Source organism: Acholeplasma equifetale ATCC 29724 (genome assembly GCF_000687735.1).
In the GTDB taxonomy this organism is placed as follows: domain Bacteria; phylum Bacillota_I; class Bacilli_A; order Acholeplasmatales; family Acholeplasmataceae; genus Acholeplasma; species Acholeplasma equifetale.
Window position 1 is genome coordinate 53,148 of record NZ_JHXL01000005.1, and the last position, 22,344, is coordinate 75,491.

Annotated in this window: 23 protein-coding genes and 1 pseudogene; 2 read left to right on the forward strand and 22 right to left on the reverse strand. The window is 28.6% G+C overall.

All coding sequences use genetic code 11. The annotated features are described in order from the left end of the window. Positions 1 to 7 precede the first annotated feature (7 nt). The gene (locus tag T434_RS0103670; RefSeq protein WP_026399950.1) at positions 8 to 2,434 is read right to left on the reverse strand and encodes an ABC transporter substrate-binding protein; all 2,427 of its coding nucleotides are present in this window, start codon (positions 2,432 to 2,434) and stop codon (positions 8 to 10) included. 334 nt (positions 2,435 to 2,768) lie between these two features. Next, positions 2,769 to 5,348 carry a S41 family peptidase gene (locus T434_RS0103675; protein ID WP_026399951.1) on the reverse strand — a complete coding sequence of 860 codons (2,580 nt, stop codon included), beginning with the start codon at positions 5,346 to 5,348 and terminating at the stop codon, positions 2,769 to 2,771. Positions 5,349 to 5,497: 149 nt separating this feature from the next. Here T434_RS0103675 and T434_RS0103680 point away from each other — a divergent pair, with 149 nt between their 5' ends. Further along, entirely contained in the window at positions 5,498 to 6,088 is a 591-nt protein-coding gene (locus tag T434_RS0103680) for a TetR/AcrR family transcriptional regulator (protein ID WP_026399952.1), read from the forward strand. 137 nt (positions 6,089 to 6,225) lie between these two features. On the opposite strand, the gene T434_RS0103685 is transcribed toward T434_RS0103680, so the two are convergent. The 12 genes and pseudogenes from T434_RS0103685 to T434_RS06865 all read right to left on the reverse strand — a co-directional run bounded on the left by T434_RS0103685 (position 6,226) and on the right by T434_RS06865 (position 14,671). Then, entirely contained in the window at positions 6,226 to 7,359 is a 1,134-nt protein-coding gene (locus T434_RS0103685; RefSeq protein ID WP_026399953.1) for a hypothetical protein, read from the reverse strand. 82 nt (positions 7,360 to 7,441) lie between these two features. Next, positions 7,442 to 8,089 carry a DsbA family oxidoreductase gene (locus tag T434_RS0103690; RefSeq protein WP_026399954.1) on the reverse strand — a complete coding sequence of 216 codons (648 nt, stop codon included), beginning with the start codon at positions 8,087 to 8,089 and terminating at the stop codon, positions 7,442 to 7,444. 102 nt (positions 8,090 to 8,191) lie between these two features. Continuing rightward, positions 8,192 to 8,677, reverse strand: a complete 486-nt coding sequence (locus T434_RS0103695; RefSeq protein ID WP_026399955.1) for a hypothetical protein — start codon at positions 8,675 to 8,677, stop codon at positions 8,192 to 8,194. A 25-nt stretch (positions 8,678 to 8,702) separates the two neighbouring features. Next, positions 8,703 to 9,146 carry a VanZ family protein gene (locus T434_RS06855; RefSeq protein WP_162150693.1) on the reverse strand — a complete coding sequence of 148 codons (444 nt, stop codon included), beginning with the start codon at positions 9,144 to 9,146 and terminating at the stop codon, positions 8,703 to 8,705. Between the two features lie 92 nt (positions 9,147 to 9,238). Further along, on the reverse strand, positions 9,239 to 10,843 hold the full coding sequence (gene groL, locus T434_RS0103705) for a chaperonin GroEL (RefSeq protein WP_026399956.1): 1,605 nt from the start codon (positions 10,841 to 10,843) through the stop codon (positions 9,239 to 9,241). A gap of 19 nt (positions 10,844 to 10,862) precedes the next feature. Next, positions 10,863 to 11,120, reverse strand: a complete 258-nt coding sequence (locus T434_RS0103710; RefSeq protein ID WP_026399957.1) for a co-chaperone GroES — start codon at positions 11,118 to 11,120, stop codon at positions 10,863 to 10,865. Between the two features lie 140 nt (positions 11,121 to 11,260). Further along, complete coding sequence (locus tag T434_RS0103715; RefSeq protein ID WP_084301067.1) at positions 11,261 to 11,641, reverse strand: GIY-YIG nuclease family protein; 381 nt, start codon at positions 11,639 to 11,641, stop codon at positions 11,261 to 11,263. Between the two features lie 6 nt (positions 11,642 to 11,647). Further along, the gene (locus tag T434_RS0103720; RefSeq protein ID WP_026399959.1) at positions 11,648 to 11,902 is read right to left on the reverse strand and encodes a hypothetical protein; all 255 of its coding nucleotides are present in this window, start codon (positions 11,900 to 11,902) and stop codon (positions 11,648 to 11,650) included. Positions 11,903 to 12,004: 102 nt separating this feature from the next. Then, positions 12,005 to 12,253, reverse strand: a complete 249-nt coding sequence (locus T434_RS0103725; RefSeq protein WP_026399960.1) for a hypothetical protein — start codon at positions 12,251 to 12,253, stop codon at positions 12,005 to 12,007. Positions 12,254 to 12,297: 44 nt separating this feature from the next. Next, positions 12,298 to 13,131 carry a type II restriction endonuclease gene (locus T434_RS0103730; RefSeq protein WP_026399961.1) on the reverse strand — a complete coding sequence of 278 codons (834 nt, stop codon included), beginning with the start codon at positions 13,129 to 13,131 and terminating at the stop codon, positions 12,298 to 12,300. Beyond that, positions 13,131 to 13,845 (reverse strand): annotated as a pseudogene (locus T434_RS06860) (DNA-methyltransferase). The gene T434_RS0103730 and the pseudogene T434_RS06860 overlap by 1 nt, the downstream one beginning before the upstream one ends. A gap of 46 nt (positions 13,846 to 13,891) precedes the next feature. Then, on the reverse strand, positions 13,892 to 14,671 hold the full coding sequence (locus T434_RS06865; RefSeq protein WP_162150701.1) for a Dam family site-specific DNA-(adenine-N6)-methyltransferase: 780 nt from the start codon (positions 14,669 to 14,671) through the stop codon (positions 13,892 to 13,894). Between the two features lie 283 nt (positions 14,672 to 14,954). Between T434_RS06865 and T434_RS0103745 the strand changes: the two genes are divergently transcribed. Further along, complete coding sequence (locus tag T434_RS0103745; RefSeq protein WP_026399962.1) at positions 14,955 to 15,560, forward strand: recombinase family protein; 606 nt, start codon at positions 14,955 to 14,957, stop codon at positions 15,558 to 15,560. On the opposite strand, the gene T434_RS0103750 is transcribed toward T434_RS0103745, so the two are convergent. From T434_RS0103750 to T434_RS0103780, 8 genes are all read right to left on the reverse strand, one after another. After that, on the reverse strand, positions 15,552 to 16,199 hold the full coding sequence (locus T434_RS0103750) for an HAD family hydrolase (RefSeq protein WP_051614365.1): 648 nt from the start codon (positions 16,197 to 16,199) through the stop codon (positions 15,552 to 15,554). The two genes, T434_RS0103745 and T434_RS0103750, sit on opposite strands and share 9 nt — an antisense overlap. Before the next feature lie 2 nt (positions 16,200 to 16,201). Further along, positions 16,202 to 17,410 (reverse strand): GTP cyclohydrolase II, encoded by a 1,209-nt coding sequence (gene ribA, locus T434_RS0103755; protein ID WP_162150694.1) that lies wholly within the window; start codon positions 17,408 to 17,410, stop codon positions 16,202 to 16,204. An 11-nt stretch (positions 17,411 to 17,421) separates the two neighbouring features. After that, positions 17,422 to 18,495, reverse strand: a complete 1,074-nt coding sequence (gene ribD, locus T434_RS0103760; RefSeq protein ID WP_026399965.1) for a bifunctional diaminohydroxyphosphoribosylaminopyrimidine deaminase/5-amino-6-(5-phosphoribosylamino)uracil reductase RibD — start codon at positions 18,493 to 18,495, stop codon at positions 17,422 to 17,424. A 115-nt stretch (positions 18,496 to 18,610) separates the two neighbouring features. Further along, a complete protein-coding gene (locus tag T434_RS07670; RefSeq protein ID WP_084301071.1) occupies positions 18,611 to 19,384 on the reverse strand; it encodes a GNAT family N-acetyltransferase in 774 nt (257 codons plus the stop codon). Between the two features lie 15 nt (positions 19,385 to 19,399). After that, the gene (locus T434_RS0103770) at positions 19,400 to 19,840 is read right to left on the reverse strand and encodes a GNAT family N-acetyltransferase (RefSeq protein ID WP_026399967.1); all 441 of its coding nucleotides are present in this window, start codon (positions 19,838 to 19,840) and stop codon (positions 19,400 to 19,402) included. 119 nt (positions 19,841 to 19,959) lie between these two features. Beyond that, positions 19,960 to 20,361, reverse strand: a complete 402-nt coding sequence (locus tag T434_RS08110) for an InlB B-repeat-containing protein (RefSeq protein WP_425393897.1) — start codon at positions 20,359 to 20,361, stop codon at positions 19,960 to 19,962. A gap of 73 nt (positions 20,362 to 20,434) precedes the next feature. Then, positions 20,435 to 21,748 carry an MATE family Na+-driven efflux transporter gene (locus T434_RS0103775; RefSeq protein WP_026399968.1) on the reverse strand — a complete coding sequence of 438 codons (1,314 nt, stop codon included), beginning with the start codon at positions 21,746 to 21,748 and terminating at the stop codon, positions 20,435 to 20,437. A gap of 11 nt (positions 21,749 to 21,759) precedes the next feature. Continuing rightward, complete coding sequence (locus tag T434_RS0103780; protein ID WP_162150695.1) at positions 21,760 to 22,344, reverse strand: hypothetical protein; 585 nt, start codon at positions 22,342 to 22,344, stop codon at positions 21,760 to 21,762.

A 22,344-nucleotide genomic window follows, 5' to 3' on the forward strand; every position in this document is an offset into this window, starting at 1 on the left:
TCAAATATTATTTAGATGATTCAAATGCTACTTTATAGCTGTTATATAAACCATCAGCAAACATTGGATCTGATGATAAGTAACGATATCTATTAGCGCCCCATCCAAATGCTGATGAGTAATCCGGCCATAAGATCTTAACGTTATCTGCATATAATGTAGCTGATGAACGTGTTACAGTTGGAATTACTGGAGCATATTGGAAGAATGCCATTTCGAATGCTTCAACAACGTTCCAAACTTCTTGAGTTGCACCTGGGAATGGTTCTTGAGCAGTTGCATCCCATGGTGTGTCGTAAGCATATACTAACATAGCTAATTCATATAAAGTTGTTCTGTAGATACCTTCTGGTTTATCTTCGGTAGCTTGTAATCCTTCATATAACATGATATGACCTTCACGTAAGAGTGAATCATCTTCAGGATTTTCTTCATAGATATATTCTTCGCCTAAACTTACTAAGTAGTCGTATGTTACTGATAAATCTATTTCGATTTCTTCTAATAAGAATTCTTCTACTGATTCACCATCTTTTGCAAATGGCCATTGTAAACCTGCCCATGAAGCTAACATACCACCAAGGTAACCAATACCACCATATTGCCATTGAACACCATATGAAGCACCGAAACCAACTGATTGTAATGCGATATCAAAATCCCATTCTTCAATAGCTAAGTCAGCAGCTTGTGAAGTTGTAGATGCAATATTAATAATTAATTTTTGACCATTAACATTGAATACTGTTTCAAGATTGTTCTTGACCCAACGAGCTAATGATAAGCTGAAATCTGAGTTATCGATTACAAATTTTAATGTAACTGGTCCAGTTAATCCTAAATCATTGTATGCAGCATCAAATAATTGTCTAGCACGGTCTGGTAAGTAACCATCGGTACCTTCAACGATATCAAATGCTTCTAATACGCGTTTGTGGTTAGGAGATTCTGAATAGTATAATGGGTCTTGAATGTATGCTTTAGTATCTAATGGAATTGGTAATAGTGATGGTGTATTTGGAGCATACACTGTATTACCATATTCACGTCTGTTAAATGCAAAGAGTAACGCTTGACGGAATCTTGGATCAGCTGTAATTTCTGGTTTTTCGTAAGCACCTTCAGCTTTAGAAGATGGAGCATAGTTAACTATTAAGTATTGTGGATAACCATCCCAACTTCTATAAACGTTAGGGTTTTCAGCGAATTCTTCATAGTATTCACCTAATAGACCTACACCTGATAATCCACCGTTTCTGTATAATGCCATACGTGCAGCAACGTCTGCAACAACTTCATAAACGATTGATTTATAAGTAATAGTATCTTTTCTTACATAATCATAGTTCTTGTTGAACACTAATCTTTGGTTTTCATCCCAAGATTTAATTACATATGGACCATATGAAACATATGGGTTTCTTGGAGTACCGTATGTTGAGTTAGCACCGTTTGTTAATGATGCAGCATATTTTTCAGGATGAACTAATCTGATGTTACCAAAGCTTACTGCAGATGATTGAGAAATAGCTTCAAATGTTTCAATCATGAATGTATATTTATCAATAACTTTGAAACCAACTGTATCCCATGAAACTGGATTATCAGCAGTTTGTTTGAAGTATTCAGAAGCACCTTTAATTGGAGTACCTTGTTTGTTATCAGCATCTTTATAATATGAGTTAGCACGTAAGTTATTTTGAACTGGGTCTAAATATTGTTTTAATGTGTACTCATAAGTATAAGCATCAATTGGAGTTCCGTCTTCAAAGAATAAATCTTCGCGTAATTGGAAATACCATTTAGTTCTTTGAACTTGGTTAGCACCTGTACGATCGAATTTTCCATCAACAGTGAAGTCATCACCATTTTCATCATATGGATAACGAGCTGCACCAACTAAGATGTAACGATAGTCTAATGCTTCAATTGAGTATTCTTTTGCTTCAATTTTGGAGAAATCTCCTACATAATCAGCAACGCCATCAGCAATCGCTTTATCCCAGTCTACTTCTGTAGTATATAGTGATGTAGCTAGGTTAGAGATCATATCATTTTCATGACTGTATTGATATGTCAATGGGTTTAAGATTAATGAAGTATCAGCTGTTAAGCTTGAATAATAAGTTTCTCCCTTAGAATAGTTGACTGCTTTTGAGTCAAGTGGTTCAAAGTAAGCATATAATGTTTCAGCACCTTTAGAAACATATGGGAATTTAACTGGTTCTGGTTCTAACCAAGTTAAACCTGACTTTCCTCTAAACCAACCAGCAAATCTGTAACCTGGACGAGTTGGAGTTTCTGGTTCAGTTACGATACCACTTGCTGGAGTAGTATATGATACAATTTCAAATGCTTGTTCTTGTGGTTGGCAGGCTACTAAAGCTAAACCAGCGACTAAAACAAAAGCAAGTGCAAATAGTTTTTTAATCATAAGAATTTTCTTCCCTCTCTTTTCTTTATAATTATTTTGTATGCTATTATATCATGTAATTTTTGTTTGTGAACTAAGAAAATGCAATTGAAAACGTTTTCATCATAAAAAGTTTAAAAAAGGGGGTTTTTTTAATAAAAATATATCTAAATTGATTAATTTTTATAATCATTTTTTATATAATTTCATCTATATTTCATATGTTTTCATCATTTTCATTAGTTTTATAACTAAATATAAAATTTAAAAAAGATACATTTTTTAGTCTCATTAATATAATTATTCACGCGCGCGGTAATAAAAAAGCCTTCAAATTATTGAAGGCTTTCGTATCTTAATTAGGGTAATATTCGTTTAAAATATCCATTAATACTTGATTATTGTATAAATTTCCCATTGTTAATTCATAATCTGGTTCGATACCAAATTCACTTGATGCTAAAACGTATGGATTTTCTTCAGTACCATCACCACTTACGATATATGCACGAATGTTATTAGATGACATTGTAAATGCGGTACCGTTTGGTAAAAGAATAGGTGTAATTGAAGATGCTCCACCACCTGTTTTTCTTCCAATGAGTGGTCCTAAATTATTGTCTCTAAACACAATAGCAAGCGAGTTTGCAGCTGAGAATGTTGTAGGTGTTGTAAGTAATGCCCAATTGTACATTGAATAATCATGTTCATGAGTAATCTGAACGTAACTTACTGTTTTTGAATTTGTATCTCTATCAATATGGCTTACTTTAAACGGATCTTTTGTCACAAATCCAACAACACGGTATAACGCACCAACGTTACCACCTGTATTCCAGGTCACATCTAAAATGATATTTTTTAAATCTGGTGCTTCTTTTGTTATTTTTTCTAACATGAATTCCATGTAGACAGCTGAATCACTTTCTAAAACACTTCTCATTGTTTTTCTTAAAACAGGTATGATTTCACCCGCATTATATTTTCTCATATATAAGAATGCAGCATTATAACTAATATCATATTTTACTTGAATGACTAATGTATAATCATTGTCTTCTAAAATATATGATTGTTGACGCGTATTGTATACAAAGCCTAATGATTCTAAGACTTCGATATAATCTTCTTCAAATGTTGAATCAGTGTTCTTAATTAATACTAATGCTTCTTTAGTTGATGTTGAAGATAAATTATAAATAAAATATTTATCATGACCATTAATACTTGGTAAGAAACTTGTATCTAAATCTAGTATATTGTCTAATACTGTCTTATCATATGTAAATTGTTCCACAATATCTTCTGTACTAAATGAATCCAATGATAATACAACAGATGTTTTAGCTAAATCAATAAACCAATAATACGGGCGATTCGCTGAACTCGCATTCCATCCACTTGATGATGCACCCCATTTAGCACCAATAGCATTGTCGGTTGCAACTAATCCCTCGTTATACCACTCAACAAATCTAGGTCCATAACTATTTAATGAGCTATAACTTGGACCTGTGTAACTTGTACGGTTATAAAATCCTGCAAAATTATAAGATGTATGAGGTTCATCTAATTTTTTAACTAAAATATCACCAATTGTTTGATCAACTAAGTTTGCACTCGGTCTTAATAATGCACTCTTATGTTCAAATAGTAAATCATAATATGTATCAACTTCCATAATATCTTTTAGTCCATAGAAATAATCTAATGCAAATGCGAAATAATTAAATGTATGCACTAATAAATCTGATGGAATATCTTTTTGATTTTGACTTGATGTACGAATTAAATTATACGTCTCGGTTCCTGAATCAGGGAATGAATAAATACCATATAATGCATCGTAATTATAGTAAACATTATAATAACTTGATCCTGCAAATAATTGATTGACAATATAATACGGTAATAATACTTTTTCATCGTGGAAAACAATATCCATATTATATGCTCTTAAATCGTACTCTAAATCATGTCCATATTCATAATACTGATTCGGATGATCTACATATTCAATATTTCTTCCATAATTCGTTGCAGTTGAATGAATATATGCCCAATAGAATGCAGGGTCGTTTGTTGTGATTGTATCGTTTTCTGAATCAATTTGTAAAATTAAATGATAAAGTTCATCTTCTTCAGCATCATAGTAGTCATATTGGATTTCTAACACTTTACCATTTAATGTTTCAGTAAATTGATATTTAGGATCAATAAATCCCTCTAAAAGGTCAAAGAAATCTAAAATAGATACATATGGCACTGAACCATTTTCTTCAAAGTATAGTGTTAACTCACCATCTTCAATATTATATTCTGTTGTTAAGTTTTTAAATGGAACCGTTCTTTCAGTTTCAATTTCTACACCTTCAAAATAAAATAGATCTACTTCAAAATAGTATATTTTTTCAACAGGTCCATTTACAAACTTAGCCTCTAATACTACAGTATCTGCATTATCGTTTGTTAAAACCGGTAAAACAACACCTGATGCACTAATATATTTAGAATCATAACTCCATGAAATGTTTGAGTTATTCACTGATCCTTTTGTTGACATGTTTAATTGATATTTATTTACAACAAAATTATTTTTTAGTGCTTCATAATCAGCTTCAATTTTTGAAAGATATAAATCCATATCAATTTCTTTCCATAAAGCATTTAAGGTTAAATTTGAATGGACTTCTAAGTCAAAGTTATAAGCCTCTGATTCATTATCTAAATACCAGTATTCAAAAGTAAAGCCCTCTTTTGTTGGATTTATAGATGGTTTTGTTACTTTGTCTCCAGCTTCTACGATTTGACTATCAATAGGTGTTCCACCATTTGAATTGAATATCACGGTATAAGGTCCTTGATTGTTATCCATACAAGCTGTAACAATCAAAATAGAAACAATAGTAACAATTATTCTCACTATTCTTTTCATATTTTCTCTCCTCTATCTAAAAATTAAATATATCTTACCATAATCAAAAATTGATGTAAATGATTTATGTATTAGAGATTAAGTATCTTTTATTTGACAACTTTTATAAATCATATAAAATAAAAACATAACAATGTTAGGAGGAAGCTATGACTACAAAAGAATTAATCTATCATAATGCGTTAAAACTATTTGCACAATATGGTTATACGAACGTTGGTATGAGAGAGCTTGCTAAAAGTGTTGGTATTAAAGCCTCTTCAATCTATAATCACTATAAGTCTAAAGAAGACATTTTAATGGATATAGCTCAAACTTTAGTAAACCGTATGAAAGAAGAGGTTTATCCATTATTTAAACAAACGCATTTAGAACCTCGCGCTTTCTTCACAAATATTTCTCTTTCAACCAATCATTTTTTTGAAAAAGATGATATTCATGAACTAACCAGTTTACTCATACCGTTAGAATTTCTTTCTGAACCTTTAAAAGAATTATTGCATCAAGAGTTTATCATTAAACCTCGTGCTGCTTATACTTACTATTTTAATGACTTAATGAAAAAAGGAAAAATGAAAGAGACAAACCCCGATCTTGCTGCCAAACTATACCACTCATTCTTTGTATATCACTTCTATGAAAAATATTTATCTAAAGAATCAAAAGGGTTTATGGAAAAATACGAAATTTTATTTAAAGAACATATCGATTTATTCATGACATATTTTAATATTCAATAATAAAAAATGGGACTTAATCTAATAAGTCCCATTTTATTTAATTTAAAAACTTGGGTTTACAACAATATTAAATTTTATTTAGTCCAATATATAGGGTTCACTACAATACACATCCCATTTTTTATATTGATTAACAATTAACTTAAAGTATTAGGTATAAATGATGGATATTCAACAACTTTAAAGTTTGCTAAGTCGTTTGTAGAAGGCATATTTGGTGCTGTAGGATTTAGATCTAAAATAAACCCTAAACGTTCTATATTTACATTAAGTGTCAGTGGATATGTATTATCTTTCTCAAATTGAAAATGTCCACTAATACCAAATAATATACGTGTTATTTTATGATTTACAACTTCAACTCTAAAATCTAAATCAAATGATTTAATTGAATCCTTAATTTTATCAAATAAAGTAAGTATTTCTTGATCAATATCTGATTCAAAACCATCATAGAATTCAATTAGTACTTTTTTCATTTCATCTATACCGTCTCGTATAATTGATGCATCAGCTAAAATTCTAATTGTATATGTGTCATTTGTTTTATATATTTCAATATGTTTACTAATCGTTTCAAACGCTTCAAATAATTCATTTAAATCTAAATCATTTGTATCCGGTAATTCAAAGAATGATAATTGTTCAATTAACTCTTGATAATCACTTTCAGTAAATATTGGTGTTGATACTTTTTCTTGAAGATTATCAAATGAATCTTTTTCATCTAGTAAAACTTCACCATTTTGTTCTAAATTATAATCATATAAACCATTTAATTGATAGTAAGCGTGCGTTTGATGGATTAAGAAAAATGAATTAGAAAAATCAACTGTTATGTTTGTATGGCTACTAATATCATCTTCCATAAATTTTATTGATGCTTTTTGTTCAACACTTAAAAATGCACGTTTTAAATTAGCGTAAACAATCGATGAACTAGCAGAATCACCAAGTTTTCCATATAGTTCTACATCTAAATCTGCATTAAATTTTGCTTGTTGATCCACATTGCTTCTTATGTCTAGTGTAAGATTTTGTTCAGTTGAAACAGCAAAATCAACATTCATTTTGCTAAATAAATTTAGCATTAATGCATTAGAAGATAAATCAGGTGCTTCCAATTTAGATAAAAAGTCAATTTTTTGAGCTAACGTTAACTCCATACGATCATTGTCATTCATATCTGGTAAGACTTTAGGTTTTGTTTCAGTACATGCAACTAAGAGTAATCCTAGAAACATAACGAATACTATTAATATTTTTTTCATATTCTAATAATCCCCTTTTCTTTTTTTATACTTTCATTTTACATGATATTTATAAATTTTTATATTAATTCATTTATAATAGTTATTTTTGTATTAAAAACTCTTCATAAGAGCGTTCTAAAATTTGTTTAAATATATAAATATCTTGAGCTCCAGAAATCGCATATTTTTTATTAAATATGAAAAACGGAACACTTTTGATACCTAATTTTTGAGCCTCATTTAAATCAAATTCAACCAAATTAATATATCTTTTATCTTTTAATATCACTTCTATATCATCAATTGATACATTTATCAGTTTTAACGCATCTTTAATGATATTTATATCTGCAATATTTTGACCTAACCTGAAATATTTATCCATCATGATTTCTAAAAATTCCTTATCTTTATTAAACTGAACTAAATATTTTAGAATAATATGCGGGTTAAATGTTGATACAAATTGAATTTTATCCATATGATATTCTAAACCATCAATTTTTACTCGTTCTTGAACTTGATTAAGCATTGTTTTTGCTTCATTTAAACTCACATTTTTTGATTTCATAAATCCTTCATAACCAATACCGATAGGTTTATCTGTTAAATATGGATTTAATTGGTAACTTTTAAATACAATTTCAATATTCTCTTTATACTTAAATTCATTAAGTGCTTTTTCAAATTTTCTTTTCCCCCAGTAACAAAAAGGACAACTGAAATCACTCCAAATTTCTACTTTCATTGATTCACCTCAAACCCATTATATAAACTAATTTCTTTTACTTCATACAATATGCAAGTTACAAAATACAAAAACTTAAATAAAAAAGGAGCATTTCGCTCCTTAAATTTCTTCAACACCATCCAATTTTGTATTTAAATAAATATGTCCTTCGACTTTATTAATTCGTATTGAATCAAATTGAATTTCAACTTTACTCAAGTCTGAATTGTTTTTAATAATTTTTCGCTCTTGAATAATAGTTCTGTCTTTATATTCAACACCGGCACCGAACTTATACTCATCTTCAATATAATACGTTTCTCCATCTATTTCATATGAAAATATTAGATCAATATCAATATCAAAAATAATCATGACTAAGTTAGAGGGTTCTCCTTCACCATCGTCAATGTTAATATCTAATCTTAATTCATAAGAAATATAATGCCCAAATTCAACTTTTATATCATGAATTGTAAGTTCAATATATTCAAATACATTATATTCAGTTAACTCATAATGATATACTTTTGGAAGTTCTTTATCACAAGCATTTAATATAAGCGAAAACAATCCAATGTATAAGATATAAAATAGTTTTTTCATGAAACACCTCATATATTATATCTTATCATTCTTTAATCTTTTTTGCTAAGTAGCTTATAAAAATATATATAAATACACTTATTAATACCCCACTAAAATCAATGATTACATCAATGAAGTTACCATCTCTACCAGGTATAAAAGTTTGAATGCTTTCGTCAATAAAAGCTACTACAAAACCATAAAGAAGTGTCATATATATCCACATTTTGTTGTGTAACTTATGATAAATTGCACTCCATAAAATACCCAATATAAAAAACTCAGTAAAGTGAGCCAATTTTCTTAATATAAAATGTAAATTATCTGGATTTACATTTATATTTAAATAAGTGAGTATTTTATAAATATTTTGACTCAAAAAACCACTTAATTCACTGGAATTGTTTGATGGTAAAAGCGATTGAGTAAATATAAAAATATTCCATAAAATACCAATGATAAGTAATACGATATATCTTTTTTTCATACAAACACCAATATAAACTATACATATATTATATACTTTTTTCTTCCCTTTTATGAAAGAAAAAACCCTAAGAACACTTAGGGTTTTATAAATTAGTATTCAGGCATCATTGGTGTTTCTTTTTCTTCTTTAATTTCAACGATTGCAGCCTCACTTGTAATAAGTAATGCTGCAATTGATGAAGCGTTTAAGATTGCATTACGAGTAACTCTTGTTGGATCAATAATTCCTGATTCTAAAAGATTTACCCATTTACCTTCTTTAGCATTAAAACCAAAGTTAGGTTGTTGAAGTTTTTGTTGTTCAAGAATTGCTAAACCATCAAAACCAGCATTTTCTGCAATTTGGTAAATTGGTAATAATATAGAATCTAGAACAACACGGATACCTTTATCAATATCTTGATCCGGATCTGTTAATTTGTCTTTTAATTCTTTATAAATTTCAACTAATGCTGCACCACCACCAACAACAATACCTTCTTTAACTGCTGCTTTGGTGGCATTTAATGCATCTTCTAATCTTAATTTCTTTTCTTTTAATTCTGATTCAGTTAATGCACCTACTCGAATAATTGCAACCCCACCAACAAGTTTAGCTAATCTTTCTTCATATTGTTTTTTATCATAATTACTTGTTGAGTTTTCAATTAAGTTTCTTAATTCTTCAATTCGCTTATTGATTTCTTCTTTATTACCTTTTCCACCAATTAATGTTGTTGAATCTTTCTTAACGATTGCTTTTGAAATTAAGCCTAAATCAGTTAATTTCATTTCAGCTAATTTCATGTTTAAATCTTTTGTATAAAGGTTAGCACCAGTTAAAATAGCAATATCCTTTAATAATTCTTTTTGGTTGTCACCAAATCCTGGAGCTTTAGTTGCAACAACATTAAATGTACCTCTTAATTTATTCACGATTAATGTTGAAGTAACTTCATTATCAATTTCGTCAGCGATAATTAATAATGGGCGGTTTGCTTTTACGACTTGTTCTAAGATTGGTAAGATATCTTGAATTGTTGAAATTTTTTGATCTGTAATTAAAACATAAGCATCTTCTAATTCGGCAGTCATGTTTTCTCTATTTGTTACAAAGTATGGTGATACATAACCTTTATCATATTGTAACCCTTCAACAACTTCTAATTCAGTTTCAAAACCTTTAGATTCATCAACTGTAATTACACCATCTTTAGATACTTTTTCCATTGCATCTGCAATAATTTCACCAATAAATTTATCTCCTGATGAAATAGTTGCAACATTAGCGATTTCTTCTTTTGTATTAATAGGGCGAGATTTCTCTAATAATTTATTAGCTACCTCTTTACCAGCTTTTAAAATACCTTCTCTTAATTTCATCGGATTAGCACCGTGATCAACAGCTCTAAATCCTCTTTGAATCATACCTTGTGCAAGAACAGTTGCAGTTGTTGTACCATCACCTGCTTCATCATTTGTACGATTGGCAACTTCATATACTAATTTAGCACCCATATTCTCATATGGATCTTTTAATTCAATTTCACGTGCAATTGTTACACCATCGTTTGTAATAAGTGGTGAACCATATGATTTTTCTAATATAACATTTCTTCCGTTCGGACCAAGTGTGATTTTAACTGTGTCAGCTAATTTATTGACACCGTTTAAAATCTTATCTTTAGCTAAAGAACCATATTTGATCTCTTTCATCGAAAATCACTCCTTCTAATTACTCAATGATAGCTAAAATATGTTCCGCCTTAATAATAAGGTATTCTTCTCCGTCTACTTTTGTTTTAGTTCCGGAATAAGTTTGATAGATGACTTTATCATCTACCTTTAGATCTGTCGCTTTTGGACCAATCGCCTTGACAATACCAATAGATGGTTTATCCTTACTTTCAGTAGTAAGGATGATGCCAGAATCGGTTTTGGTCTCTTCTTTTAAAAATGAAAGAACAACATATTCATTCAATGGTTTAATCATGAATAACACCTCACCTTTTCTATTTTATTTTGGCACTCTTGCCTTTTGAGTGCCATCAATTATTATTATATTCATCTTTTTCACCTTGTCAATACCTATTATTTGAATTGTGTTAAAAATAAAAGGCGCTAAAGTTGCGCCTAATTTATACTTGATTTTTGCAATAATCCCATTTCGCTTACCAATGATACATTATTTATAACTCTTACTAAATTGAATAATTCTTTCGCTTTTTCTATATTTAGTCTAAAAAATTCTCTTTTTTTTGCTTCAGTATTTTTTCTCAAATCGGGATTAATTGTATCAAGAATCATATGTATACTTTTTTCTAATTTTTTTGAATCCTCATGTGTATTAGTTTTTATCACATCTTCCAGTTTAAATGGCAACGGAACCGAAGTATTATATAAATCTTTTAATCTACTATCTATTGAACTAGTTCTTCCAATTTTGACCCATCCAGGGATAGAATCATTTGATAAAAGATAAACAACTTCATCTGTTTCTTTTTTCTTTTCTATTTTCGTCTATATCTTTTGAGACTCTTTATTGATAAGTTCATATTTACCCTTATTTCCTATAAATCTAACTAATCCTTTATCCCTTAAATTCTGAAGAATCTGCCTAATTTTATCCTCAATATGATTGTTTTCAGGATATACTTTTTTAAACTCAGGAACATACTTATAAATATCCGAAAGAGAAAATACCCTATTATTAAATTGTTTTTTAATTAATTCATATACTATATAATTCCAACCTTTTAATTCTATTCCTTTCATACTTTCCCCCTAAAAATAGTATTCTTTAATATAATTAGATCACAAGTAGATCAAACTGTCAAATTATTGCATTCTGACAAAATAAAAAGAGGAATTTCCTCTTTATAGTTTTCTAAATTTCATTTCAATGATTTCATCAATTAAATCATTTTCATTATTTAATAAATATTCATCGTAAATTTCATGAACTATTTTTTCAATTAAATCATTTTTTTGAGTATTTAGTGGTCCAACATTATTTTCATAATACAATATCACCTTATATGTGATAAAAAGATGTGTTAAATATAAATTTTCTTTTTCTAATTCAGTCATTACATTTTTAGTATAGTCAACGATGTTTAGTTTCATAATATGTACACTCCTCATACATATTATACATAAAAGTTCTTCTTTTACTTTTTATTAAAAATATTTTTTAAGATACCATTTTCTAAATCGCTAATGTTATATAAATATTCTATAGAATTATATGCACTCTTAAGATCATTTTTAACGCTTAACCATCCTTTACCGTCTGTAATCCACATGAATTTTGCTTTATTACTTTTATTAATTTCTTGATTTAATAATATATAGCTTTTAGCTGTCTCATTAAGTTTTGAGCCTGAAGCCTTGTAATAATTTGTTTCAATTAAAAATATATGATTCGATGAATCTTTTACCACAAAATCGAAAACTTTATTTCTTATATTTAAAGTTATCCCCCATTGATTAAACACTTTGGTTGGATTTGTTTCTTTTAATATCTCTATTTCTGGGACGCTTTTTAAGAATCCATATACAATATTATTCATTGCGACCCCACTACGATTTTTTCTAGAGTTTGAGTCTAATCCAACTTCAACTCCTGTAACATAATCAACTAAATTTTTAATTCGATGGTCATAAAAAATTTCAATTAATCCAGTTTTTCTTATAAAGGTTAGATAATCAACAGGATTCGTTAAGTTTTCAAAATCATAAAAGACTTTTTTATTTTCTGTAATTTCAAATTTTTTATCTCTTGTTGCAAGCAATATTGGTATAACAGAAATAACATCTGGATTTTTTGTATACATCATTCGAAATGCCTCATCAAAATTAGGGTGACCTAAAAGATGATTTAATATGTTTAAGTTATAATTAATTTCATCAACATTCTTAAATGCTTTTTTAAAATCTACAAAATAGTCATATGTAAGAATACTGTCCTTTAATGTATTTAATAATTTATCAAAATCCTTCATTATTCTAACCCCTTTAATGCTTTATAACGTCTAACAGTTATATCAAGATATGATTTATCAATGTCAATACCAATGTATCTTCTATTTAATTTAGTTGCAGCAATACCTGTTGTACCACTTCCATTAAATGGATCCAGTATTAAATCAGATTCATTAGTTGATGCTAATATAATTCTTTCTAACAACTCAATAGGCTTCTGAGTTGGGTGTTTGCCATATTTTTTCTCATTTTTTTTGGTTAAAGAAAAAGTCCATACATCTTTCATTTGTTTTCCACCGTTAATAGTCTTCATGAGATCATAATTAAACTTATATTTTTTAAAATCTATTTTTTTGGTCCAAATAATTGTTTCTGTCGAATGGGTAAATGCTTTTCTTGCAAGATGTGGGGGTGGATTCTTTTTTTGCCAAGTAATATTGTTAATAATTGAGAAACCCTCTAACTCTAAAGCAACTCCTACAACAAAAATATTATGTAATGTTCCTGATATAAATATCGTACCTTCATCTTTTAAAACTTTCTTAGATGCTTTAATCCATTTTCGGTTGTATTTTATTTTTTCTTCTATAGACATTTTGGTCTCATCCCATGAACCTTTATTAACCGAAACCATTTTTCCACTATGACAAGTAATTCCATTATTTGATAAAAAATATGGTGGATCAGCAAATATCATATCAATCGATTTTTTTAATTGATTTTAATATATCTATTGAATCACCAAAAAATAAATTAAAATCTTGATTACTTTAATATGCTTTATTCATAGTTTCTTATGATTACCTCTTCAACAGGACCACGTTGAGTTGCTTTTGAGTTGATCATACGTTTTGCCAATACAACATCGATTTTATAATCTTTATAAAGTTCTCTTATAAAGTCAGTGTTATGATTGCTTAACATAACATAGACTCCTGTTTTTGAAAGCCTATTAAATACTTCAAAGAGTCTTTTTTGATCTTCCTTACTAAATCCTTGTTTAGAATAACTTGTGAAATTCTTTTGATTTTCATATGTATCATAAGGAGGATCAAAATAAACAAAATCACCTATTTTGGCTTCTTTAACGACTTCTTCAAAGTCGCCGTTGGTAATAACAATGTTTGAATTTGTAAAATATTTATGAATATTCATTAAATTATCAAAATTATATAGTTTAACTTTTTCTTTTGAATTGTCCATAGGAACATTAAAATGTCCTTTTGAATTTACACGATACATACCGTTATAACCTGATTTATTCAAATAAATCATTCGTGCAGCAATATCTACTTTTGATAAATTTTTGAAATGATCAGTTCTATCCAAAATTCTAATTTCTTGAAAGTATGCTTTTGAGTGATTTTTTTCATGTTCATTTAATTTTTCAATGAGTTTTTTAAGTAATTTTTTATCTTTTAAACACTCATATACACAAACAAGTTCATAATTTAAATCATTTATAACTGCATCTTGAGGTTTTAATTGAAACAGTAATGCTCCCCCTCCTACAAATGGTTCAAAATATCGATTATATATTTGGGGTAGTCTTTTTATAATTTCATCTAATAATTAAGTTTTTCCTCCTGCCCACTTCACAACTGGTCTTATCATTGCAACCTCACTTTTATTTTTAAAAAGCGTTCCACAAAGGTACACCTTTAAAGAATGTCGAAAGTCAGGTATAAATATTCTTTTATTTTTGAATGCTTGAATGATATATAAAAAAATGATACGATCAAAGTAATATTTAAATTTGTTTATAAAGTGTACTTTTATAGAATGTTGTCTAAACATTCTTCTTTTTTTGTAAAATAATATTTGCGAAAAAGAGGAGGACCCTATGACTACATATGCATATTTTCGTGTATCATCTAAATCTCAATGTATTGATAGACAATTAGATGAAATTTATAAACTTAATATTCCAGAAAAAAACATTTTCATCGATATGGAAAGTGGAAAAAACTTCAATCGTATCAATTACTTAAGACTAAAAAAGAAACTAAGGAAGGGAGATCTTGTTATTGTAAAAAGTATCGATAGACTTGGACGAAATTATCAGATGATTATTGATGAATGGAGTGAAATTACAAAAGTTATCCAAGCAGATATTAAAGTGTTAGATATGCCATTACTAGATACAAGAGTTCAACCTGATAATCTTGTTGGCAAATTTATTAGTGATATTGTTTTACAGATTTTATCTTTCGTTGCAGAAAATGAAAGAGAAAACATTAGACAACGTCAAGCTGAAGGTATTCGTATAGCGAAAGAAAAAGGCGTCCATCTCGGACGCCCTAAATATGAATTACCAAATGATTTTTTCGTTGTTGCACCTAAAGTACTAACAAAACAAATGCATTATACAGAAGCTTTAAATATTCTAAAAATGAATAAGTCAACATTTTATAAATATTTAAAATCTTATCATAATCAATTACAGTAAGTTCATTAATTCTTTTATATCATTTATTTTATAAGTTGCATTTTGAAATTCTTCTTCATTTCCATAACCATATAAACATGCAACGGTATCAATTTGATTTAAATAACCCGATTCAATGTCATGTATTCTATCACCTATCATTAAAATAGGGGTATCGAATTCATTTTTTATTTTCTTTAATATTTTATGTTTTGGTATGTAATCAAACATCTCTGAAACATAAAATTGATCAAAGTATTTATCTAAATTAAATGCTTTTTTGTGTGCTTCTAAATAATAGATTTTAGAATTAGATAAGTAAATTAATTTATAACCTTTATTTTTTAAATATTCTAAAACTTCTATTGTACCTTCATAAAGTTTTGCTTCTTGGTTAAAAATTGCTTCTTCCATATATTTTCCAACCATACTTGATACCTTAGTAATTACATCATCACTTAATTTTGGTATGAATGATGCCCACATTTCTTTTGGGTTTTGACCTAAAAATTTGCTAACTTCAACTTTGGTCCAATTTCTTTTTGGTTGTAAATTTTCACTAACTAAATAATCGTATGCTTTCAAGAAGGCATTATAGTAAATATACATACTTTCATGAAGCGTACCGTCATAATCAAAAACTATTGTCTTATATTTCATCATCATTCCTTAAACTTTAACATATGTCCCATCTTATCTTTTTTAGTCTTTAAATATTCAACATTTCTTTCGTTATGATTAAGTTGAATTGGTTCTCTTGATGTAATTTCAATACCATATCCGGTTAAACCTGAAAGTTTAAGTGGATTATTGGTCATAAGCTTAATTTTCGTTACACCTAAATCAGATAACATTTGAGCACCGATACCATAATCTCTTAAATCTTCTGGTAAACCTAAGGCTAGGTTTGCTTCTACGGTATCTAAACCTTGGTCTTGAAGGTGATATGCTTTAATCTTATTGATTAAACCAATGCCTCTACCTTCTTGACGTAAATAAACTAAAACACCTTTTCCGGCTTTTTCTATTTTTTCTAATGCTGCTTCTAATTGCTCACCACAATCACATTTCATCGAACCAAATGCATCACCTGTTAAACATTCTGAATGCACTCTAACTAATACTTCATCTCCAGGTTTAATATCACCTTTAACTAATGCAACATGATGCTCACCACTTATTGCATTTTCATATCCAACAATTTTAAAATTACCAAATTTTGTTGGAAGATTCGCTTCAGCAGAACGTTTCATGAAATTTTCACTTTGTTTTCTATGATGTATTAGATTTGAAACTGATATCCATTTTAATACTAGTTCATTTTTAAGTTTTTCTAAATCATTTAATAAATACGGTTCGCCATTTTCTTTTAAAATAAGTGCCGTTAATGCAGCAGGAAATACTTTAGCTATTTTAGCTAAATCAAGAGCCGCTTCTGTTCTACCCGCTCTTTTTAATACACCACCGTCATGTGTCTGAGTTGGAAATAAAAGTCCCGGTTGAACAAATGAGTTTTCTTTTGTTTCTTGATCAACTAAAGCCATTACAGTTTGATACATTCTTAAAATTCGATCACCAAATGTATTTTTTAGTGAAAACGATAATACTTGAGCTGTTTGATAAGCCATTAATGACTGTTCAAATAGAGCATGAATACCCAATTTTTGAAATCTTTCTTTTGGGGCAACAACTTGAATAATACCTTTTGAGTATTGATCTAACATTTTTAATGTTTCGATTGATAATTTTTCTGCAAATACTAATAGGTTACCTGTATTATCTTTATCATAATCATCAACAATGATAATTGGTTTTCCTTCTTTTAAATCTTCTATGACCTCATCGATTGAGTTAAAGAAATTTTGTATCATATAATCCCCCCTTAAATATTTCCTTCTATTAATATATCTTCATCAAAATAATGATATTTTATATTTTTTAATACTTTTGCATCTTTCATTAAGGATACACCCAATCCACCAACTGGTGTTAACGCATCTTTACCACCAATTAGTTTTGGTGAAATAAATGCGTATACTTTATCAACAATATTTTCATCTAATGAACTACCATGTGTAAACGATCCACCTTCAATAAAAACAGAATCAATTTTTTCTTTACCAAGTAATTTCATAAGTTCTTTTAAATTAATTTTATCCATTTGAATTAATCGAACACCGTATTTTATATATTCTTCATTATATCTTTCAGTTACTATCCATGTTGGTTGGAGAGTTGCTGTTGTAACAACATAGGAATCAAATGGTGTTTCTAAATTAGGATCAATAATAATTCGAATAGGATTTTTTATTTTTCTATCTTTCAATCTTACATTTAATTTCGCATCATCATGAATAATTGTTCCAACGCCAACCATAATGGCCATATATTTATTTCTTAATTCATGAACATAATTTCTTGATTTTTCATTTGTAATCCATTTAGAGTCTTTTGTGTGGGTTGCAATTTTACCATCTAAAGTCATGGCATATTTAATTGCTACAAATGGCTCTTTTGTTTGAATATATTTAAAAAATATTTCATTTTGATAGTTAACTTCATCTTCTAGTAAACCATATTCAACTTCAATACCGGCTTCTTCCAATAACTTAACACCTTTAAAAGATACTAACGGGTTTGGATCAATTTTAGCAATGATAACTTTTTTAATTTTCTTTTCAATAATCTTTAATGCACAAGGTGGCGTCTTACCATAATGGCTACAAGGTTCTAATGTAACAAACATGGTAGCAGCTTCAACAGATTCACTTGCATTGTTAAATGCATTCACTTCTGCATGAGGTCCACCATAATGTTCATGATATCCTTCTCCAATAATTTTTCCATCTTTAACAATTAAAGCACCTACTAATGGGTTTGGATTAACAAACCCTTCGCCTAAAGAAGCTAATTCAATAGCTCTTTTCATATATTTAATCTTTTCTTCTTTATTCATCTATATCCCCTAATCAATCGTATCTTATACATTAATTTTAACAAATTAATGTGTTTTCTCACATCTAAGTGCATTAAATAAAAAATGAGTTCTGTATATAATTGATACATAACTCTTAAATATTTATATATTCAAATACACATACTATTCTTTTACCTTCAATATACATTTCATTATGTTTCGGCAAGTCTAATATGCCAATAAGTTTTAATCCTAAATTTTCTAATGTTTTTCTTGAAGGAATATTGTTTGGAGCACATGTTATAAATAGTTTATTTAAGCCGTGTTGTAAGCCTACATTAAAAATAAGTTCACATGATCTTTGAGCATATTTATGACCTCTAAAATCTTCTAAAATTGTATAACCTATATGCCCACCATATAATAATCCCAGTGTATTTCCTATACGTATATCAATATATCCAATTAAAATTTCAGTGTTATGAAGATATATATGATATTTATATGCTGGGACATATAATTTATCTTTAATACCTAAAACTTTTTGATGTACTTTTAAATCGATAACTTGATCTGTTAAAAAGTTAAAATCTAAAAATTTAAAATCTTCTGGATACCAATATATATCTTTGATTCTTAATATGACGATACCTAATTCATCAATTTCTTCTTTTGAATATTCATTTATATCAATTTTAATAGAATTTCTTTCTATATAACTTATTAAATCATCGTAGCAGGTCAAAATAATCTTATTTGTGACTTCACATATAATCTCTTTTGATGAATCGTTAATGTTCGTATATAAAATGTAGTCACCAATTTCAATATATTTACCTTTTCTATTATTAATCCATATATCAAAAGTATTTTTATTTAATTGAATACCATCAAACTTATCATTTGATATGTTTTTTTGATATATCATATCATCCTCAGTAAATTAGTTTATTTTCATTTCTAAAATGATTTCATCTTCATCTTTGATGTTAGTTTCTTTAAAACCTAATGATTTATAAAACTTCATTGCAACCTCATTTGTTTCTACACAGCTTAAAGTAATGATGTCAAACTTGTTTGTTGATTTAATCATATCTAAAACTTGTAAAATAGCTTGTTTACCAAATCCATTTTTTTGATAATTTTTATCAATCATAAAACGCCATATGCTACATTCTTTTTCTGCTTCTTGCCATTCTAACATGATGAATCCTACCGGTGTTTCATCATTCATAATAACAAATGGTCTAGCTTTATCTTGATATAACCAAGCTTCTGCTAATGAATAAACATTGGGTGCAATATAGTTTTCTTGTTCAGGTAATGGTTTTAATCTTAATACTTTATAAAATGTTTTTTCTGTAATTTGTTCTAAACGTATCATTAAAACACCTCAATATTTTATATCTTTTAAATATATTAAATCATATTTTAAAGAAGATTGATACTAAAGAAAAAGTCATTCTGTGATAAGAATGACTTTTAAAAACATATGAATTAATTTTATTCTATAGGTATCCAACGAGCATAAAGTGTAATATTGTTCGCTGGCATGATTGTGAAAACATATTTATTGGTAAATAGTCTACCCGTATACCACCCATCAAACAGAAACCCTTCCTTGTTGATTATATAAGCCTCTATATTTTCATTATACATATATGTTTTTTGATAAAATGAATCAACTTTCACATAAACATAAGATATATCTTCGGGACTTTTTTGATTTTCGGTCGTACCATCGCTTAATTCGCCATTAAGGTTGTATCCCCATGTAAAGAGTCTTCCTTTGGATGTTAATGCTACTGAATAACCATTACTTAAAACAACATCAATAATTATTTCATTATCATCAAGAATTACTTGATTTAATGTGTCAACATGACTGTATGTATTATATGTAATCGTATATGTGGTAAAACAGTTACAGGGATACCATTTAGCACCCCTGTGTGATTTTTAGCATCCTTTTAAACAATTATATTAGTTTTATATTTTTACTTCTAAGCATCCAAATAAACATGCCATAAGTTAACAAACTATCAAATGCAATACCTGCAGCAAACATGATTGCTATTAACATTAATGTTGGTTGATAAACACCAGTGACATACAGCACAAACAAAGTACCATAGAAAACAGAATTTATGATGACTGACTGAAACAACATATATTTCGTCTTACCAATACCATAAAAGATACTATCGATTACGTTGTTATAAGCAAATAAAACATAGAATCCAATACTCACCAAAGCTATATTAAAAACATCAGTATAATTATTTAATTGTAATACGTCTCTTAAAAATGGTTTCCATAACGGAATAGATATTGCCCAGAGGATTACAATGATCGTTGTTATGCCAAAGTATCCCAATGTCTTATCTTTTATTGCCGAATCACTTTCACCACAATCACGTTTTACTAATTCACCAAGTTGGAGTACTGGAAGTAATAGCCAACCCCATATAAAATTGTTAGCAACCCAAAATGTGCCTTGCTCTCCAACAACATTGACCATTCTAATTACCATAAACATAAAAGCAATATTTCTAACAAAGCTTTCTAATCCGGATATCCCACCAATTTTAAAAAGATCTTTGATCCACCCAAAGTTTAATTTTTGTTTAGAAAAAACATTGATATCTTCTTTTCTCAATATAAAATAAACCAAAACCATCAAGAACAGATTCACAATGATGTTGGAAAATGCAATACCATTCACACCAAGATTTAAAGAAAAACTCAAGCTTGAAACGAAGAAAACATCGACTAAAACTGTTAATATCATTTGCAGGCCTAGCAAATAATAAATATATTTATCCTTATTAATGACCACCAAGGTTACAAGTGAAAACTTAACTAGCGTCATAAAAATTGCTGCAACAGTTTCTAATCTAATGTATGTAGCTGTTTCATTAATAAGTGCTGTGTCTTGTGCCATTATATTTATTAAAGGTACTGCAAACACAACGATTAGCATTGATAATATGGAGTATATTGCACCTGTAAAAATGATTCCCGTTCTAATTTTATTCTCAAGGTCAAGTCTATTTTTAATAGCCATGCCTATGAAATAAAATAGCGGCAATATGAGTGCTTCTTGTAGTATCTCATATAATAAATTCACCCATGATAACTGACTGGCAATATTGAATCCCCAATCACCGGGTAATTGCCCTATTAAAAATATTCTTACTGTCGTATATACAGTAGGAATTAAACCAAGTAAAAGTAATGCAAGAAGTAATCGAAAATTAATCTTTTTCATTGAATCAAAAATTCTGTTCATTAATTCCCCTCCTAAAAAATAGGTAATCCAAGATGATTGTTGTAGTCCTCTATTTTTTCCGAAACTAACTTTTCAAAATACTGATCATAATTCCATCTTGATGTTTCTATGTTCTCTTTAAATACACATTCGCATAGTTTTTCGAAGAATTTAGTTAAGTCTGAAAACATGCTTTCAACAAAATCGAGATCTATATTGAGAATGTTCATTGCCATATCACCATTCTTAAATTCGTGATCTTCAATAAGCATTTCAGGATATTTTTGAATTTTATTGTACAAGTCAAGGGAGTTATGTTTTAAAAAATGCCATATGTTATATAGACGATCATACTTCTCATTATAATCATTTTCAGAAAGTTGAACATTCGCTTTACCTTGAATAAATGCATCTAGTTCATTTCTTGAAAACCTTATATTTTGATATCCATTCAGTGTCATAACTTTTAGTGTTATAGCTTCTATAGATGAAACGTATTGATGAATAAATTGAATCACAAGCGAGTAAATAACTTTACTGTACTGATGTTCTCGTTTCAAGCCATCTATTCTACCGTATACCTGAAGTTCATCATATTCCATAATTCCAGTTTGCAT

Coding starts and splice junctions, on each gene's coding strand:
- T434_RS0103670 (WP_026399950.1), bottom strand. CDS start 2,434: ATGATTAAAAAACTATTTGCACTTGCTTTTGTTTTAGTCGCTGGTTTA.
- T434_RS0103675 (WP_026399951.1), bottom strand. CDS start 5,348: ATGAAAAGAATAGTGAGAATAATTGTTACTATTGTTTCTATTTTGATT.
- T434_RS0103680 (WP_026399952.1), top strand. CDS start 5,498: ATGACTACAAAAGAATTAATCTATCATAATGCGTTAAAACTATTTGCA.
- T434_RS0103685 (WP_026399953.1), bottom strand. CDS start 7,359: ATGAAAAAAATATTAATAGTATTCGTTATGTTTCTAGGATTACTCTTA.
- T434_RS0103690 (WP_026399954.1), bottom strand. CDS start 8,089: ATGAAAGTAGAAATTTGGAGTGATTTCAGTTGTCCTTTTTGTTACTGG.
- T434_RS0103695 (WP_026399955.1), bottom strand. CDS start 8,677: ATGAAAAAACTATTTTATATCTTATACATTGGATTGTTTTCGCTTATA.
- T434_RS06855 (WP_162150693.1), bottom strand. CDS start 9,146: ATGAAAAAAAGATATATCGTATTACTTATCATTGGTATTTTATGGAAT.
- groL (WP_026399956.1), bottom strand. CDS start 10,843: ATGAAAGAGATCAAATATGGTTCTTTAGCTAAAGATAAGATTTTAAAC.
- T434_RS0103710 (WP_026399957.1), bottom strand. CDS start 11,120: ATGATTAAACCATTGAATGAATATGTTGTTCTTTCATTTTTAAAAGAA.
- T434_RS0103720 (WP_026399959.1), bottom strand. CDS start 11,902: ATGAAAGGAATAGAATTAAAAGGTTGGAATTATATAGTATATGAATTA.
- T434_RS0103725 (WP_026399960.1), bottom strand. CDS start 12,253: ATGAAACTAAACATCGTTGACTATACTAAAAATGTAATGACTGAATTA.
- T434_RS0103730 (WP_026399961.1), bottom strand. CDS start 13,131: ATGAAGGATTTTGATAAATTATTAAATACATTAAAGGACAGTATTCTT.
- T434_RS0103745 (WP_026399962.1), top strand. CDS start 14,955: ATGACTACATATGCATATTTTCGTGTATCATCTAAATCTCAATGTATT.
- T434_RS0103750 (WP_051614365.1), bottom strand. CDS start 16,199: ATGAAATATAAGACAATAGTTTTTGATTATGACGGTACGCTTCATGAA.
- ribA (WP_162150694.1), bottom strand. CDS start 17,410: ATGATACAAAATTTCTTTAACTCAATCGATGAGGTCATAGAAGATTTA.
- ribD (WP_026399965.1), bottom strand. CDS start 18,495: ATGAATAAAGAAGAAAAGATTAAATATATGAAAAGAGCTATTGAATTA.
- T434_RS07670 (WP_084301071.1), bottom strand. CDS start 19,384: ATGATATATCAAAAAAACATATCAAATGATAAGTTTGATGGTATTCAA.
- T434_RS0103770 (WP_026399967.1), bottom strand. CDS start 19,840: ATGATACGTTTAGAACAAATTACAGAAAAAACATTTTATAAAGTATTA.
- T434_RS0103775 (WP_026399968.1), bottom strand. CDS start 21,748: ATGAACAGAATTTTTGATTCAATGAAAAAGATTAATTTTCGATTACTT.
- T434_RS0103780 (WP_162150695.1), bottom strand. CDS start 22,344: ATGCAAACTGGAATTATGGAATATGATGAACTTCAGGTATACGGTAGA.